Source organism: Kumtagia sp. (assembly GCF_059502445.1).
The window spans coordinates 1-14,575 of sequence record NZ_JCACER010000027.1; the positions used below are offsets into that span (position 1 = coordinate 1).

14 protein-coding genes and 1 pseudogene are annotated in these 14,575 nt (G+C 67.5%); 10 read left to right on the forward strand and 5 right to left on the reverse strand.

The genetic code is table 11. The annotated features are described in order from the left end of the window. The 4 genes and pseudogenes from AC5JDC_RS11450 to AC5JDC_RS11465 form a co-directional block, all read right to left on the reverse strand. Window positions 1-133, reverse strand: a pseudogene (locus tag AC5JDC_RS11450) (electron transfer flavoprotein subunit beta/FixA family protein); the annotation flags it as partial. Window positions 134-146: 13 nt separating this feature from the next. Beyond that, the gene (locus tag AC5JDC_RS11455) at window positions 147-917 is read right to left on the reverse strand and encodes an enoyl-CoA hydratase (RefSeq protein ID WP_495841455.1); all 771 of its coding nucleotides are present in this window, start codon (window positions 915-917) and stop codon (window positions 147-149) included. A gap of 32 nt (window positions 918-949) precedes the next feature. Then, the gene (locus AC5JDC_RS11460) at window positions 950-1,960 is read right to left on the reverse strand and encodes a phosphotransferase family protein (RefSeq protein ID WP_495841456.1); all 1,011 of its coding nucleotides are present in this window, start codon (window positions 1,958-1,960) and stop codon (window positions 950-952) included. Beyond that, entirely contained in the window at window positions 1,957-2,916 is a 960-nt protein-coding gene (locus tag AC5JDC_RS11465) for a DUF7064 domain-containing protein (protein ID WP_495841457.1), read from the reverse strand. Before AC5JDC_RS11465 ends, AC5JDC_RS11460 begins: the two co-directional genes overlap by 4 nt. A 155-nt stretch (window positions 2,917-3,071) precedes the next feature. Here AC5JDC_RS11465 and AC5JDC_RS11470 point away from each other — a divergent pair, with 155 nt between their 5' ends. Together AC5JDC_RS11470 and AC5JDC_RS11475 are read left to right on the forward strand one after the other, a co-directional pair. Continuing rightward, entirely contained in the window at window positions 3,072-3,569 is a 498-nt protein-coding gene (locus AC5JDC_RS11470) for a PaaI family thioesterase (protein ID WP_495841458.1), read from the forward strand. 332 nt (window positions 3,570-3,901) lie between these two features. Further along, entirely contained in the window at window positions 3,902-4,606 is a 705-nt protein-coding gene (locus tag AC5JDC_RS11475) for a TetR/AcrR family transcriptional regulator (RefSeq protein ID WP_495841459.1), read from the forward strand. Between the two features lie 3 nt (window positions 4,607-4,609). Here the strand turns inward: AC5JDC_RS11475 and AC5JDC_RS11480 are convergent, their stop codons facing one another. Continuing rightward, window positions 4,610-5,761 (reverse strand): CaiB/BaiF CoA transferase family protein, encoded by a 1,152-nt coding sequence (locus AC5JDC_RS11480; protein WP_495841460.1) that lies wholly within the window; start codon window positions 5,759-5,761, stop codon window positions 4,610-4,612. Window positions 5,762-5,972: 211 nt separating this feature from the next. On the opposite strand from AC5JDC_RS11480, the gene AC5JDC_RS11485 reads away from it, so the two are divergent. From AC5JDC_RS11485 to AC5JDC_RS11520, 8 genes are all read left to right on the forward strand, one after another. Then, window positions 5,973-7,130 carry a 2-hydroxyacyl-CoA dehydratase subunit D gene (locus AC5JDC_RS11485; RefSeq protein WP_495841461.1) on the forward strand — a complete coding sequence of 386 codons (1,158 nt, stop codon included), beginning with the start codon at window positions 5,973-5,975 and terminating at the stop codon, window positions 7,128-7,130. Window positions 7,131-7,148: 18 nt separating this feature from the next. Continuing rightward, window positions 7,149-8,480 carry a 2-hydroxyacyl-CoA dehydratase subunit D gene (locus AC5JDC_RS11490; RefSeq protein WP_495841462.1) on the forward strand — a complete coding sequence of 444 codons (1,332 nt, stop codon included), beginning with the start codon at window positions 7,149-7,151 and terminating at the stop codon, window positions 8,478-8,480. A 31-nt stretch (window positions 8,481-8,511) separates the two neighbouring features. Then, window positions 8,512-9,474, forward strand: coding sequence for an acyl-CoA dehydratase activase (locus AC5JDC_RS11495; RefSeq protein WP_495841463.1), 963 nt, complete (start codon window positions 8,512-8,514; stop codon window positions 9,472-9,474). Window positions 9,475-9,898: 424 nt separating this feature from the next. Next, entirely contained in the window at window positions 9,899-11,095 is a 1,197-nt protein-coding gene (locus tag AC5JDC_RS11500) for an ABC transporter substrate-binding protein (protein WP_495841464.1), read from the forward strand. An 80-nt stretch (window positions 11,096-11,175) separates the two neighbouring features. After that, complete coding sequence (locus AC5JDC_RS11505; protein ID WP_106773466.1) at window positions 11,176-12,060, forward strand: branched-chain amino acid ABC transporter permease; 885 nt, start codon at window positions 11,176-11,178, stop codon at window positions 12,058-12,060. A gap of 1 nt (window position 12,061) precedes the next feature. Next, window positions 12,062-13,075, forward strand: coding sequence for a branched-chain amino acid ABC transporter permease (locus AC5JDC_RS11510; protein WP_495841465.1), 1,014 nt, complete (start codon window positions 12,062-12,064; stop codon window positions 13,073-13,075). Next, the gene (locus AC5JDC_RS11515; RefSeq protein WP_495841466.1) at window positions 13,072-13,860 is read left to right on the forward strand and encodes an ABC transporter ATP-binding protein; all 789 of its coding nucleotides are present in this window, start codon (window positions 13,072-13,074) and stop codon (window positions 13,858-13,860) included. The genes AC5JDC_RS11510 and AC5JDC_RS11515 overlap by 4 nt, the downstream gene beginning before the upstream one ends. After that, entirely contained in the window at window positions 13,847-14,575 is a 729-nt protein-coding gene (locus tag AC5JDC_RS11520) for an ABC transporter ATP-binding protein (RefSeq protein ID WP_495841467.1), read from the forward strand. Before AC5JDC_RS11515 ends, AC5JDC_RS11520 begins: the two co-directional genes overlap by 14 nt.

Sequence of the window (14,575 nt, forward strand, 5' to 3'; positions counted from 1 at the left end):
CCTCCACCGCGATCTCGTCGAACGGGTTCATCGACATCTTCACATTGGCCAGCTCAACGCCCGACCCGTCCGACTTGACCCGGATCTTCACATTGTAGTCCACTACCCGCTTCACGGGGACCAGAACCTTCATGGACGTCTCTCCCTTAGCTGTCGCCGCGATCGGGCGGTACTCGATCTCGCCTATCGCTTCCCCGCCCTAGCGTGACCTCGGTGTTCAGCGCCCGCGCCTCTCCGGCTTCGAACGCCAGCGCCTCGGCAAGCGGCATGGCGTAGCCGCGATCGATCAGCGACTTGATCCGCCGAACATGGCCGGCCGGCCATTGCGCGATCGCGCGCGCCAGCGCCAGCGCCTCCGGCAGCAGCCGGTCGTGCGCAACGACGCGGTTGACGAAACCGAGCTGCGCGGCCTCGGCGGCGGTCACCTTGCGCCCGCTCAGCGATATCTCCTTGGCCCGATACGGCCCGGCGACGCGCGCCAGCCGCTGCGACAGGCCCCAGCCGGGCAGCAGGCCGATGCTGGCATGGGTGTCCTGGAACCAGGCCGATTCGGCGGCGAGCACCATGTCGCAGGCGAGCGTGATCTCGAAGCCGCCGGTGACCGCCAGCCCGTTGATCGCCGCGATCACCGGCGTCGCGGTCGCGGCAAGTGCCGCGCCGAGATCGCCGCCATCGACATTGTCAGCCACATTGCTGCCGGAGGCGCCGAGCTCCTTCACGTCGAGCCCGGCGCAGAAGGCACGGCCCGCCCCCGTCAGAACGATGGCGCGCACGTCCCGGCGCGCATCCATGTCGGCCAGGCTCTCCACCAGCCTCTGCCGCAGCGCCCGGTCGAGCGCATTGAGCGCCGCCGGCCGGTTCAGCGTCAGGGTCGCGACCCCGTCCGAAATGTCGATCAGAAGCGGCTTTTCCTCCAACCCCTCCTCCTCTCCCCCTTCGCTGGCCAAAATCACAGCCCGCTGGCGAACCGCTCGGCCGCGGCGATGAAGCGCGGTGCCTGGGTGGCGTCGCGATAATAGGCGTCGCGGCCGAGGCGGTGCTGATAATCGTAGAGCACGGCGAGCTTCCACGCCGCCATGGCCGCATACCAGCCGAGATGGGACAGATCCCGTCCGGTCACCTCCGCGTAGCGGGCGAAAATCTCCGTGCGGCTGGGAAAGCCCGGCGCCAGCAGCGCGGCCGACAGTTCCTGCGTCGGCGTCGGCTCCTCGCCTTCCGCTGGGTAGCAGCAGGCCATGTAGCCGAGATCGAGCAGCGGGTCGCCGATTGTCGCCAGCTCCCAGTCAAGGACAGCGAGCAGCCGTGGCGGCGCTTGCGCCGACCAGATGACGTTGCCGAGACGGTAGTCGTTGTGGACGATCGCCGCCCCGGACTCCTTCGGCACCCGCGCCTTCAGATGGGTCGCCATGCCGGCGAGCCAGGACGGCGCCGCGGCGTCGCGCAGGTTCATCAGCGTTTCCAGGCGCTTCAGGTGCCGTGCGTTGAAATCCTCCGGCTGGCCGAAGTCGCCGAGCCCGCAGGCGCGCCAGTCGACCGCATGCAGCTTCGCCAGGCCGTCGACCAGGGCGAAGGCCAAGGCGCGCCCGTCCCGCGCCGCCTCGAAGCCGGCCGGCAGCGTGTCGGTGATGACGTGCCCCGGCACATGCTCCATGACGTAGAACGGCACGTCGAGCACCTCGCCGGCCTCGGCCACAGCGAGCACCCTCGGCGCCGGCACGTCCTGGCCGGCCAGCGCCTGCAGCACGCGGGCCTCGCGTCGCATGTCGTTGGCGCCCCTGGGCAGCGGCGGCGGCGGCGGACGGCGCAGCACCGCGTGGCCGCCCCTTACCCGGATCATGTAGGTCAGGTTGGAATGGCCGTCGCCGATGCGGCGCGGTTCCGGCGCGCCGTCGCGCAGCCCCTTTCCTTCAAGGAAGGTTTCAAGGGCGGCAAGCGTCGCCGCGTCCCACTCCCAGCTCATGGCGTCATCTTGTTCAGCTCGATCATGGCGTCGAGATAGGATTGCGGCCACTGGCACTCGAACTGCCCGGCGGCGTCGCGGCCGTCGATGCGGGCGTGACAGGCCGCCTCCATGATCATCGTCGCGTGACGCCCGCCGGTCGGCAGCTTGACCAGGCCGAAGCGCTCCATCAGCATAGCGCAGGGGTTCCCGCGGATATCGGTGATCTCGACCGCGATGCTGCGCTGGGTCATGTCGTCGTCGAAGGTGGCCTTCTGCTCCACCCTTGCGATCGGCACCAGCTCGCCGTCGCGGATAACATAGCCGCCGACGCCCCATTCGCCCCTGGCCATCCAGATCCAGGCGTTGACGATGCGGGAAGCGTCGGGCGTGTAGGCCACCAGCCATTTCCAGTGCTGCGGCGCCTGCCAGCGGCGCGCGCCCCAGGAATGGTCGCGGTGGCCGATGCGGTCGAGCTCGATGCGCCTTCCGTCCCATTCGATGAAACCCTTGACCCAGCCGGACTGCTCCAGCCGGTTGTCGGCGAACCAGGACGGCAGCCCGTCCGGGTTCGAGCGGTAGCTGAACGGAGCGTGAAAACCCTCGAACGCGTAGTCCAGCCTCACCTTGCCGCTTTCATAGGCGATCCGCGCCGTCTTCCGGTCGGCGGGCTGGCGGACGCGCAGGCCCTCCAGCGAAAAATCGTCGAAATCCATGGCGTCCGGCACGATGCCCTCGACGCGGTCGAGCACATGCGGCTTGCGGTCCCTGCCCCACAGGATCAGGTTGAAGCCCGCCCTGCCGGAGCCGGTGAGATAGAGATAGCACTGAAAGCCGAGCTCATGGTCGGGCATGATCACCTGCCAGAACAGCGAGTCGCGCGCCTTGCCGTCGGCGCCCGGCCGGTGGCGCAAATCATCGTCCGGCCGGTAGCCGGGATCCCGGATTTCGGGCGCGTTGTCCATCCAGCCGATCATGCGGAGCCTCCTGCACGCGATCGCGACCTATCTGCCCGCCGCGGCGCCAAAGGTCAATATAAGTCCGCATGCGTATGGTAACCTATCTAATTATTTTTCTGGACAAGCCCGGCCGTGCGCTGCTTGATGACCTGAACACGCAGCGGAGAAGCGACATGGACCCGAGAGCCGTCATGGAGTTGCTGGCCGGCGAGATCGCCGACGACCCCCCGGCGGGATACGAGCCGCTGCCGACGGGCACGGGCTTCAACGAATATCTCGGTCCGCTCTACGGCAGGCTGATCGACGGCCGGCTGCGCCTCGGCATGCGCATCGGCAAGCGCCACGTCAACCCGCACCAGACCTGCCATGGCGGCATCCTCGCCTCCTTCGCCGACATGCAGCTTTATGTCAGCCAGCAGCAGGAGCCGGAACTGCGCCATATGCTGATGCCGACCATCAACATGACGCTCGACTATATCGCCCCGGTCGTCCTCGGCGACTGGCTGGAGGGCCACACAACGCTGCTGCGCGCCACCCGCGCCACGCTGTTCCAGCAGACGCTGGCGACGGTCGGCGCCCGCCCGGTGTTCCGCTCGAGCTGCATCTATCGCATCTCCAAGCAGCGCGCCCCGATCGGCAGCACGCTGGGCGAGCTGTTTCCAAACGCGTGATGCCGACTGGGTCGCGATTGACCGTCTCATATGACGAGCAATGAGGGATCGTGCCACTTCGTACCCCCACCCCTAACCCCTGCCCACAAGGGGGAAGGGGGACTTGCGGCCGCAATGCCGCACGAAACCGCCCGCGATTGGTGCCCGGCGGAGAAGGCCAGCGGGTTCCCCTCCCCCTTGTGGGGAGGGGTTAGGGGTGGGGGTAACCCCACATGCAATTGCCTGTCTCTCCATGGGGCGGGTGCCGAGCCAAACGAGCCGGCGGCGAGGCGATGGACAGACCGCGCGGGCTAGTGCATGGAAGCCGTTATCAGGGCCATCTGGAGACTTTCATGCAACCAAGGTCCCCGGCACGGAACGCGGCGCGGCGCCTGCCGCGCGACCAGCGGGTCGCGGCCATCCTGCTCACCGCCCGGGCCGTCCTGCGCGAACGCGGCTCCGAGCAGTTCCTCACGGCCGAGGTCGCCGAGCGCTGCGGCACGTCGGAGGCGACGATCTACAAATATTTCCCGACCAAGCGGGACCTGCTGATCCAGATCGCCGAAAGCTGGTTCGACGAGTTCCTCGCCGAGGACTATCCGGCAAGGGCCAGCGGCTCCATCCGCGACCGCCTCTATCGCGCGGTCTGGTGGTCGCTGTCGAGCATCCGGCGCGAGCCGGCGCTGACGCGCTTCGTGCTGATGGAGCTCAGGGCCGACCCCAACTACCGCTCGATGCGCATCTACCAGCAGAACCGCGAGGTGGTGGGCCGGGTGATGACCGTCATCGAGGACGGCCGCGGCAAGGGCGTGCTGCGCGCCGACCTGTCGCGCAAGCTGGTGCGCGACATGATCTTCGGCGCCATCGAACACCAGACCTGGGCCTATCTGCGCGGCGAGGGCGATTTCTCCGTAGACGAATCGGCCGAGCAGATCACCGAGGTCATCCTGCGCGGCATCAGCGCGAGCGCCCCGTCATCCGGCTCGCTGTCCGATGCCGTGGCCATGCTGGAGCAGGTCACCGCCTCGCTGAAGAAGCAGTCGGCCGGCGAGAGTTGACCGTCACGCCCTGGACGCGATCAGCCCGGCCTGCGCCAGGCTTTCGATCCGCTCCCGGCCGATGCCCCACGCGGCCAGCGCCGCCGCGGTGGTGTCGCGCGGATCGGCCGGCGGGCTCCCGGCCACGGCGGGCGTCCGGCTGAAGCGGGGCGCCGGCGCGGGTTCGACGGCGCCGTCCCGGTCGAGATAGGTCTGGCGCACCCGCGCGGCGGGGTGGCGCGGCGCCTCGTCCATGTCGAGCACAGGCGACACGCAGGCGTCGGAGGCGGCGAACACCGCTTCCCATTCGTCCCGGGTTTTCGCCGCGAACCGCTCGGCGAAGACGGCGCGCAATTCGTCCCAGCGTTTCACGTCGTGCTGGCCGGGCAGTGTCCCGGCATCGAGGCCAAGCTTGTCAACCAGCTCGCCGTAGAAACGCTTCTCGACCGCGCCGACCGCGACCCAGCGGCCGTCCTTCGTACGGTAGGTCGTGTACCACGGCGCGCCGCCATCCACGGCGTTGGTGCCGCGATCGAGGCTCCAGAACTTCGCCTGGCGATAGCCCATATGCATGGCCATCAGGCTGGCGACGCCGTCGACCATGGCGGCGTCGACCACCTGGCCCTCGCCCGAGCGCCGCGCCTCCAGCAGCGCCGCCAGCAGCCCCATGGCCAGATAGAGCGAGCCGCCGGCGAAGTCGCCGACGAGGTTGAGCGGCACCGACGGATCGCCGCCCTTCGGCCCGATTGCCGCCAGCGCCCCGGCCATGGCGATGTAGTTGATGTCGTGGCCGGCGGTCTGGGAGAGCGGTCCGTCCTGCCCCCAGCCGGTCATGCGGCCGTAGATCAGCTGCGGGTTGAGCCCGAGGCAGATGTCGGGGCCCAGGCCGAGGCGCTCCATCACGCCCGGCCGAAAACCTTCGATCAGCATGTCGGCGCGGCCGATCATCTCCTTCACCACGGCCACGCCCTCCGCTGACTTGAGGTCGATCGCCACCGCCTGCTTGGAGCGGTTGAGAAAGTCGAACCGCCGGTCGATGTCGAAGCCGAGGTCGGCCGCCGCCAGCCGCTGCACGCTGACGACCTCCGCGCCGAGGTCGGCCAGCAGCATGCCGCAGAACGGGCCCGGTCCGATATTCGACATCTCGACGATGCGGATTCCGTTCAGCGGCCCCATGATCGTGCTCCATTTCTGAGCCGGACTAACCAGCCGACGCGCGGCTGTGCGCGGGATCGCGCGGACCACGGCCGCCATGAGACGTTTATTGCAGATGCTCCGGCCGCCGTAAAGATCGTATTGGTAGCGTACGATCTCCATTGACTTTCACATTAAGTGAGTTAGACTCACCTAAATCGATGCACGGTATCCAGCCACCGGGAGGCAGCCTTTGGATAGACAGGCGATCATGCAGCGCTTCGCCGCTGCCGCGCACGATCCGCTCGGCTATGCGAAGGCATGGAAAGAGCGGACCGGCAGGAAAGTCATCGGTTCCTTCCCGATGAATTTCCCGGGCGAGCTGGCGCATGCCGCCGACACCCTGCCGATGATCCTGCAGGAGAGCGAAGACCCGATCACGCTCGGCCACGGCCTGCTGTTCCCATTCTACTGCGGCTACACCCGCTCCATGGTCGACCAGGCGGTGCGCGGCGATTTCGGCGTGCTCGACGCCATCATGTTCGGCGACCACTGCGTCCAGCTGCTCGGCGCCGCCGACGCCATTCGCATGCAGCTTCCGGATACCCGCGTCATCTTCTTCCAGCTGATCTCGTCCATGTGCGATCCGTGGACGCAGGGCCGTTCGGAGGAGAGCTTCTCCAAGCTCAAGGCGGAGCTCGAGGATTTCACCGGCGCGCCGGTGGCCGACGCGGCCCTGCACGCCTCCATCCGCCTGTTCAACCGCAACCGCGGCCTGATCCGCCGCCTCTACCAGATGCGCAAGACTGGCGCCGCGCCGCTCGGCTCCGTCGAGATGCAGCATGTGGTGAAGTCGTCGATGGTGATGGACAAGGCCGAGCACACGCAGTTGCTGGAAGCGCTCATCGAGCAGGTCGAGAACGCACCGGCCGCCGTGGCGCGCACCGTGCGGCTGCATCTGTCCGGCCATTTCTGCCAGGCGCCCAAGCCGGAAGTGCTGACGATGATCGAGGAATGCGGCGTCACCGTCGTCGGCGACGACCTCTATCACGGCTTCCGCTACATCTCGACCGACGTCCCCGAAGAGGGCGACCCGATCCAGGGGCTCGCCCGCTGGTATCTCGACCGCAACACCGGCGTCCCCTGCCCCACGCGCGTGCAGAACAATGTCGACTGGGACGCCTATCTGCTCAACGCCATCCGCGAGGAGCGCGCTCAGGGCATGATCGTGCTGATGGCCAAGTTCTGCGAGCCGCACATGTACTACTACCCCGAGGTCAAGGAGGCCTTCGAGAAGGCCGGCGTGCCGCACCTGCTCATTGAGACCGAGCACGAGAGCATGGCGCTGGAGAGCCTGAAGACCCGGGTCGAGACCTTCGTCGAAGTCGTGAAGCACCGCCAAGCCGCCTGAGCACAGGAGACGCCAGAGATGAACATCGCTTTCAGACCCTTTGAAGAGAAGAAGGCCAACAAGCTCGACTCGACCCGCATCGCCGGCAAGCTGGTCAACGACTACTGGGAAATGGTCTGGCGCGCCAAGGACGAGGGCAAGCTGGTCTGCTGGTACGAGGGATCGGCGATCAATCCGTTCCTCGAGGCCGCCGACATCTGCTGGGTGCATGGCGAGGCCTATTCCGCCATGCTGGCGGCCCGCCACCAGGAAGGCACGGCGCAGCGCGTCGCCGAGGAGCGCGGCTACCTGCGCGAGCTCTGCTCCTACGCCCGCACGCATCTCGGCTGCGCCGTGTCGAACCAGCGGCTGCGCGGCGACAATGCCGGCGCGGCGCCCGACGAGGACGACCTGACCTGGAAGCTGCCGGCGCCGGACATGATCATCTCGGCCTATGCCTATTGCTCGACCGGCCAGCAGTGGGACGAGATGACCAGCCGGGTGTTCGGCAAGAAGGTTCCCATCTTCAACGTGTCGATTCCATGGATCTGGGGCGCCAAGCCCGACGCGGGCTATCTGCGCGGCGAGGAGTGGGAGGAGACGTCCGACTACGTGGCGCGCCAGCTCCGCGACATGGTCAAGTTCATCGAGGAGCGCACCGGAAAACCCTATCCGTGGGACCGGCTCCACGCGCTGATGGCCGACATCAGGCGCGCCTCGGAGCTGCGGCTGGAGGCGATGGAGTTGTGCACCGCCCAGCCGGCGCCCGCGAGCTTCTTCGACTGGGTCGTGTCGATCGCACCGATCAACAACCTGCCGGTGCCGGGCGTCAAGCAGTATTTCGAGACCGTGCTGGAGGAGGTGAAGCAGCGGGTGCGCGACGGCGAGGGCACGGTTCCCGACGAGAAATACCGGCTGTTCTTCGACGGCATCATGAACTGGAACAAGGTCGGCTGGCTCGCCAACAAGTTCGCGCGCTGGGATGCCGCCGTGGTGGCCGGCCGCTACACCCACATGGCGTTCTGGCAGGAGCCCGGCCTCATCGACCCGAACGACCCCGTCCGCGGCATGGCGCAGAACTACCTGATCTGTCCCAACAACCACGCCGCGCCGATCCTCATCGAGCTGATCATGGGGCTCTGCCGAAAGTTCAAGGTCGACGGCATGGTGATCCACGCCTCGCGCACCTGCCGCGCCTTCACCAACCCGCAGTTCATGATCGCCGAGGCCGCGCACAAGCGCCTGGGCATCCCGACCTCGATGTTCGAAGGCGATGTGACCGACGAGAGCTTCTACAAGGACGAGCTGCTCAACAGCCGCGTCGAGGCGATGCTGGAGGCGATCGAGGCGCGCCGGATGGTCGCCGCCTGAGGCGGCATCGAAAGCACGAAGGAGCGGACAGATGAAGCAGCATGTGATGGGCGTCGACTTCGGCTCCACCACCGCCAAGACGGTCATCCTCGACCTCGCGGGCAATATCGTCGCCCACTCGGTCGCCCATATGGGCGCGGTCTCGGGCAACGGGGTGAAGCACTCGATGAAGGAGGCGCTCGACCTTGCCGGGCTGGCGCAGTCCGACATCGGCCGCACCGTCTCGACCGGCTACGGGCGCCGCATGCTCGACGAGGCCGACAGGAACTACACCGAGATCACCTGCCATGCCCGCGGCGCCGTGGCGATGGTGCCCGACGCCCGCCTCGTCATCGACATCGGCGGCCAGGACAGCAAGGTCATCTCGGTCGATTCCAACGGGCTGGTGGCGCAGTTCGCCATGAACGACCGTTGCGCCGCCGGCACCGGCAAATTCCTCGAGGTGCTGGCCCGCGCCATGGAGATCGAGCTCGAGCAGATGGGCGCCATCGCGCTGCAGGCGGCGCAGAAGCTGAAGATCTCGTCGATGTGCGCCACCTTCGCCGAGACCGAGGTGATCTCGCTGCTGGCCGAGGGCCACTCGAAGCCCGACGTGCTCGGCGCCGTGCACAAGGCGATCGCCACCCGCACGCTCGGGCTGGTCGGCCGCGTCGGCAAGAAGGGACCGGTGGTGATGACAGGCGGCGTCGCCAGGAACCCGGCGGCGGTGCACTATATCCACGAGGAGCTGCAGATGCCGCTCGTCCTGCCGCAGTCGCCGCAGATCGCCGGGGCGCTAGGCGCCGCCCTCATCGGCCTCGACGACTACAGGGCCGAGAACCGGCACCTGCTGATCTCAGATCAGGAAGACATGGCGCATGAGGAGCAGATGGCGGCCGACAAGGCCTGCATTCCCGGCTGCCGCGGCGTTCCGGAGTTCGCCGTCGACCCGCGCGAGAAGCAGCCCGTGGCCGGCAAAGCGAAGGCGCACGCTTCGACCGAGAGCCACGCCTGACTTTCTTCGCTCCCGGCGTTCCCGACATCCGACGATCCTGACACGGATGCACGGGCCGGGGGCCGCGCTCACCGGCCTCTTCCTCTGGTCCGCCTCGCGCGACCTCGGCCGGTGGGCGCTCAGGATTCCGGCAATGCCGTTCCGCATTCGCAATTGTAAGTAGAAGTCACCACCACTCTGCCGATCCAGCCATCGGTGATTGTCCGAATCCATATCTTCCATCAGATTCGTTGTCCTTCCCTGGACCTCCTCGGAATGCTGAGGTGGAATCACCTGATTGCCGATTCCTACCGAAAAAACTTGTGCGAATGCACATCGTAAGATAGCATATCATAATCGACATCGGACCGGGTGGAGGACCCGCCGATGCCGTACCGCAGTCCGCGCCGCGTGCTGCGAGGGGAGCGTTTTTGGGAGGAAACCAATGAAGCGAACCAAGGAATTCCTGTTCGGCTCGGCCCTCGTCGCCGCGGCCGCGCTGGCCACCGGCGCAGCGACCGCCGCGCCGCTCGACCTCGTCATCTGCCACATCGACGACCGTTCCGGCTCCGCCGCCGACACCGGCATCGAGAGCCTCAACGGCCTCAACATGGTCCTCGAGCCGCTGAACGAAGCGGGCGGCATCAACGGCCAGAAGATAAAACTCGTCACCTACGACACCAAGACCGACCCTCAGCTCGCCGCCAATTTCGGCACACGCTGCGCCGAGGACGACAAGGGCCTGCTGGTCATCGGCGCCAGCCCGTCGGCGGTCGCCAACTCGCTCGTCACGGTGGCCAACCAGAACAAGATCCCGCTCTACGTGCTGGCCGCCGCCTCTCCCGAGCTCACCGACAACGCCGTCTACCAGTTCCGCTTCGGCCCCAAGGTGACGCAGGATTCGATCGCGGTGGCCAACGCGCTGGAGCAGAGCGGCGTCAAGGGCGTGGCCATCATCAACAATTCGGTGCCGTTCGGCATCACCGGCGCGGCGTCCGCCGCCGAGGCGCTCGCCAAGAAGAACATCGCGATCGTCACGCAGCAGACCTACGACGTGGCCGCGACCGACGTCTCGCCGCAGGTCATCAACGTCATGCAGACGAGCCCCGAGGCGATCCTCGTCTACCCCTATCCGGCGGACGGCGCCCGCGTGGTGCGCACGCTGCGGCAGATGGGCCTGGAGCAGCCGGTCATCATGCCGCGCGTCGGCATGATGAAAGCCTTCCGCGAGCTCGCGGCCGAGGTCGGAAACGGCGTGCTGGTCCCGTCATCGGTCGACATAACCCGGCCGGAAGTGGCCGATTTCTTCAAGAAATACACCGAAAAATACGGTCCGCTGGCGATTTCCGCCTCGCCGGTGCAGGGTTTTGACGCGGGAACGCTGGCAATCGCGGTGCTCAAGGACGAAACCGTCCAGCAGGCGATCCAGGCCGGCGACCTGCAGGCGGCGCGCGACGCCATCCGGGACGCCACCCAGAAGCATGGCGACTTCACCGGCCTGCAGGGCACGGCCAAGGGCGGCTACCGGTTCTCGCAGAGCCATCACGGGCCGACCGACGACGGCTTCTTCGTGTTCGTGAAGGTCGGCGAGAACGGCGCAGCGCTGGAGTCCGTCGACACGGCCACGGCCCTCAAGAACTGACGCCGATCCCACGCTAGCCGCGGCGCCCGCGCCCCCGGACGCGCCGCATCGGCGATACGCAAGAGAAGCGGACATCGACCATGCTGATGAAGCTGAGCTACCTGCTGCTTGCCGGCCTCACCAACGGCAGCGTCTACGGGCTGATCGGGCTGTCGCTGTCGATCATCTACGGCTCCTCCCGCGTCATCAACTTCGCCCAGGGCGAGTTCGTGATGCTCGGCGCCATGAGCGCGGTGCTGTTCATGGTGACGCTGGCCCTGCCCTGGCCGGTCGCGATGCTGGCCATGCTGGCGGTCGTCGTCATCGCCGCGCTCGCCCTCGACTACGGCGTCTACCGCCCGCTGATCCGCCGCAAGGCGGCGCCGCTCACTATCATGATCGGCACGCTGGCGGGCGCCATCATCGTCTACGGGCTGGCCTTCCTGATCTGGGGGCCGGACCAGCGCTACGTGCCGCCGGTCCTGTCGCTGGAGCCGATCCGCATCGGCTTCCTGATCACCAACCCGCAGCAGATCTCGCTGATCGTCATCTTCGTCGTGTTCCTGCTGGCCACCTGGTACATCCTCTACCGCACCCGCTTCGGTCTGTCGGTGCGGGCCACCGGCGTCAATCCGCGGGTGGCGCTGCTGATGGGCATCCGCTCGGAGCGGATCGTGCAGTTCTCCTTCATCTTCTCCGCCTTCATCTCGGGCGTTGCCGGCATGATGGTCGGCCCGCTGCTCGGCGGCCATGTCGGCATGGGGCTGCTGCTCACCGTCAAGGGCTTCATGGCGGCGATCCTGGGCGGCCTGGGCTCGCCCTTCGCGGCGGCCGCCGGCGGACTGGCGATCGGCATGATGGAGGCGCTGATGGCCGGGTTCGGCACCTCGCTCTATGCCGAGCCGGCGATCTTCGTGCTCATCCTGCTGGTGCTGATCGTCCGGCCCTACGGGCTGCTCGGCGACTATGAAGCGGAGCGGCGCTGACATGCTCGCCAGACCCCGCCCCGAGGCGCCGCGCGCGCCCACCATCGTCCCGGTGCTGTGCATCCTGGCGCTCGGCCTGGCGCTGCCGCTGGTGCTGACCAGCGGCTTCCACATCAGGCTGGCGATGCTGGTCTGGATCTATGCGATCCTGTGCATGGGCTTCAACCTGCTCTACGGCTATTCCGGCCAGATTTCGCTCGGCCAGCCGGCCTTCTACGCCATCGGCGCCTACGCCTTCGGCATGCTGCAGATCAAGCTCGGCTGGTCGCCCGGCTTCGCCTTCCTCGGCTCGCTGGCGCTGGTCGCGGTGCTGTCGCTGCTGATCGGCCTGCCGCTGCTGCGGCTGCGCACCCACTATCTCGCCATGGCGACGCTGGCCTTCATGCTCATCCAGAACGGCGTCGCAAACCGCTGGATCGAGTTCACCGGCGGGCAGAGCGGCATCGCCGTGCCGCCGCTGCAATGGGGCGGCGAGCCGATCGGCCGCACCGGCATCTACTACATCGTGCTGGCGCTGGCGGCCGCGGTACTGCTGCTGCACGACCTCTTGATCCGCTCGCATCTCGGTCGGGCCATGCAGGCCATCCGCGACGACGAGACGGCGGCGCAGGCGCTCGGCGTGCGCGTCACCCGCTACAAGCTGCGCGTCCTCGTGCTGTCGGGCGTGATGGCGGCGGTGGCCGGCGTGTGCTTCGGCTTCACCTCGCTGCGCGTCGACCCCAGCCTGTCGGAGTTCCACGTGCTGGTGTCGATGCTGACCATCGCCGTGGTCGGCGGGCTCGGGACGCGGTTCGGCCCGATCGTCGGCGCGGTCATCGTGGTCGTCCTGCCGCAGCTGCTGACCCAGTTCGGCGAGATGGAGACGGTGGTCTACGGCCTCTTCATCCTCTTGTTCCTGCTGTTCCTGCCGCACGGCCTGGCGGGCGTGCTGGAGCGCCGCGACTGGTTTGCCCGGCGCAACTCCTCGCCGCGGATCGTCAGCCGGACGCGGGAGCTCGAGAGGGAGCCGTCATGACCGCCACCGGACCGCTGCTCAGGCTCGACCGTGTCGTCCGCCGCTTCGGCGGCCTGGTCGCCGTCAACGACGTCTCGTTCGAGATCACGCCGGGCGAGGTCAGGGGCCTGATCGGGCCGAACGGCGCCGGCAAGTCCACGACCTTCGACTTGATCACCGGCGTGCGGCCGCCGACGTCGGGCGAGATCCGCTTCAGGGGCGAAGACGTCACTTATCGGCCGGCCCACACACGCAGCCCGATGGGCATGGCGCGCACCTTCCAGATCGTGCGGCTGTTCCGTGGCCTGTCGGTGCTGGAGAACGTGCAGCTCGGGCTGCATCCGAAATTCCCCGACGGGCTGTGGCCGTCGCTGCTGCGCTACGGCGCGCTGCGCCGGCAGGAGCAGCGGAGCCGCGAGCGCGCCATGGAGTTGCTCGCCTTCGTCGGCCTCGCCGACCGGGCGGCCCATGCCATCGAGGAACTGACGCTCGGCCAGCTGCGCCTGGTCGACATCGCCCGCGCGCTCGCCGCCGAACCGTCGCTGCTGATGCTGGACGAGCCGGCCGCCGGCCTCAACGATGCCGAGACGCGCAACCTCGGCGAGATGCTCGCTTTGCTGAAGAAGCGCGGAGTGACCATGCTGCTGGTCGAGCACGACATCGACTTCATCATGAACGCCTGCGACAGCATCGTGGTCATGGACCGCGGCGCCAAGATCGCCGACGGCACGCCGGCCGAGGTGAGCCGCAACCCGGAGGTGATCGCCGCCTATTTCGGCCGGAGGGCAGCCCATGCTGCGGCTTGAGAGCATCGTTGCCGGCTACAACAAGTCGATCGCGCTCGACGGCGTTTCGATCGACATCCCGGCCGGCACCATTGTGTCCGTGGTCGGCGCCAACGGCGCCGGCAAGTCGACCATCGTCAACACCATCTCGCGCCTCGTCTCCACCTATTCCGGCACGATCCGCTTCGACGGCAGGGACATCACCGGCAGCAAGCCGGCCGAAGTGGTCGAGCTCGGCATCGTGCAGGTGCCGGAGGGCCGGCAGCTGTTCGCGCCGCTGACGGTGGAGGAAAACTTGCGCCTCGGCTTCCATCGCCTGGCGGGAAGGCCCGACTCCGCGCAAAAATACCGGGAGCGGCTGGACTACGTGCTCGATCTCTTCCCGATCATGAAGCAGCGCATCGGCCAGCGCGCCGGGACGATGTCCGGCGGCGAGCAGCAGATGGTGGCGGTCTCGCGCGCCCTGATGGCCGAGCCCAGGCTGCTGATGCTCGACGAGCCGTCGCTCGGCCTGGCGCCGATGATCGTCGACCAGATCTTCGACATCCTCACCAAGCTGCGCAAGGACGGGCTGACCATCCTTTTGGTCGAGCAGCACGCCGACGAGGCGCTAGCGCTCGCCGACTACGGCTACGTCATGGCGGTCGGCAAGGTGCGCGCCGAGGGGCCGGGCAACGATCTCCGCGACAACCCCGCGCTGCACCAGAGCTATCTCGGCAAGGTGGCGGCGGCTTGA

Bases quoted from the DNA above. Each gene is read 5' to 3' on its own strand.
- AC5JDC_RS11470 (WP_495841458.1), top strand. From the start codon at position 3,072: ATGGACCCGAGAGCCGTCATGGAGTTGCTGGCCGGCGAGATCGCCGAC.
- AC5JDC_RS11505 (WP_106773466.1), top strand. From the start codon at position 11,176: ATGCTGATGAAGCTGAGCTACCTGCTGCTTGCCGGCCTCACCAACGGC.
- AC5JDC_RS11480 (WP_495841460.1), bottom strand. From the start codon at position 5,761: ATGGGGCCGCTGAACGGAATCCGCATCGTCGAGATGTCGAATATCGGA.
- AC5JDC_RS11465 (WP_495841457.1), bottom strand. From the start codon at position 2,916: ATGATCGGCTGGATGGACAACGCGCCCGAAATCCGGGATCCCGGCTAC.
- AC5JDC_RS11490 (WP_495841462.1), top strand. From the start codon at position 7,149: ATGAACATCGCTTTCAGACCCTTTGAAGAGAAGAAGGCCAACAAGCTC.
- AC5JDC_RS11500 (WP_495841464.1), top strand. From the start codon at position 9,899: ATGAAGCGAACCAAGGAATTCCTGTTCGGCTCGGCCCTCGTCGCCGCG.
- AC5JDC_RS11495 (WP_495841463.1), top strand. From the start codon at position 8,512: ATGAAGCAGCATGTGATGGGCGTCGACTTCGGCTCCACCACCGCCAAG.
- AC5JDC_RS11520 (WP_495841467.1), top strand. From the start codon at position 13,847: ATGCTGCGGCTTGAGAGCATCGTTGCCGGCTACAACAAGTCGATCGCG.
- AC5JDC_RS11460 (WP_495841456.1), bottom strand. From the start codon at position 1,960: ATGAGCTGGGAGTGGGACGCGGCGACGCTTGCCGCCCTTGAAACCTTC.
- AC5JDC_RS11515 (WP_495841466.1), top strand. From the start codon at position 13,072: ATGACCGCCACCGGACCGCTGCTCAGGCTCGACCGTGTCGTCCGCCGC.
- AC5JDC_RS11475 (WP_495841459.1), top strand. From the start codon at position 3,902: ATGCAACCAAGGTCCCCGGCACGGAACGCGGCGCGGCGCCTGCCGCGC.
- AC5JDC_RS11510 (WP_495841465.1), top strand. From the start codon at position 12,062: ATGCTCGCCAGACCCCGCCCCGAGGCGCCGCGCGCGCCCACCATCGTC.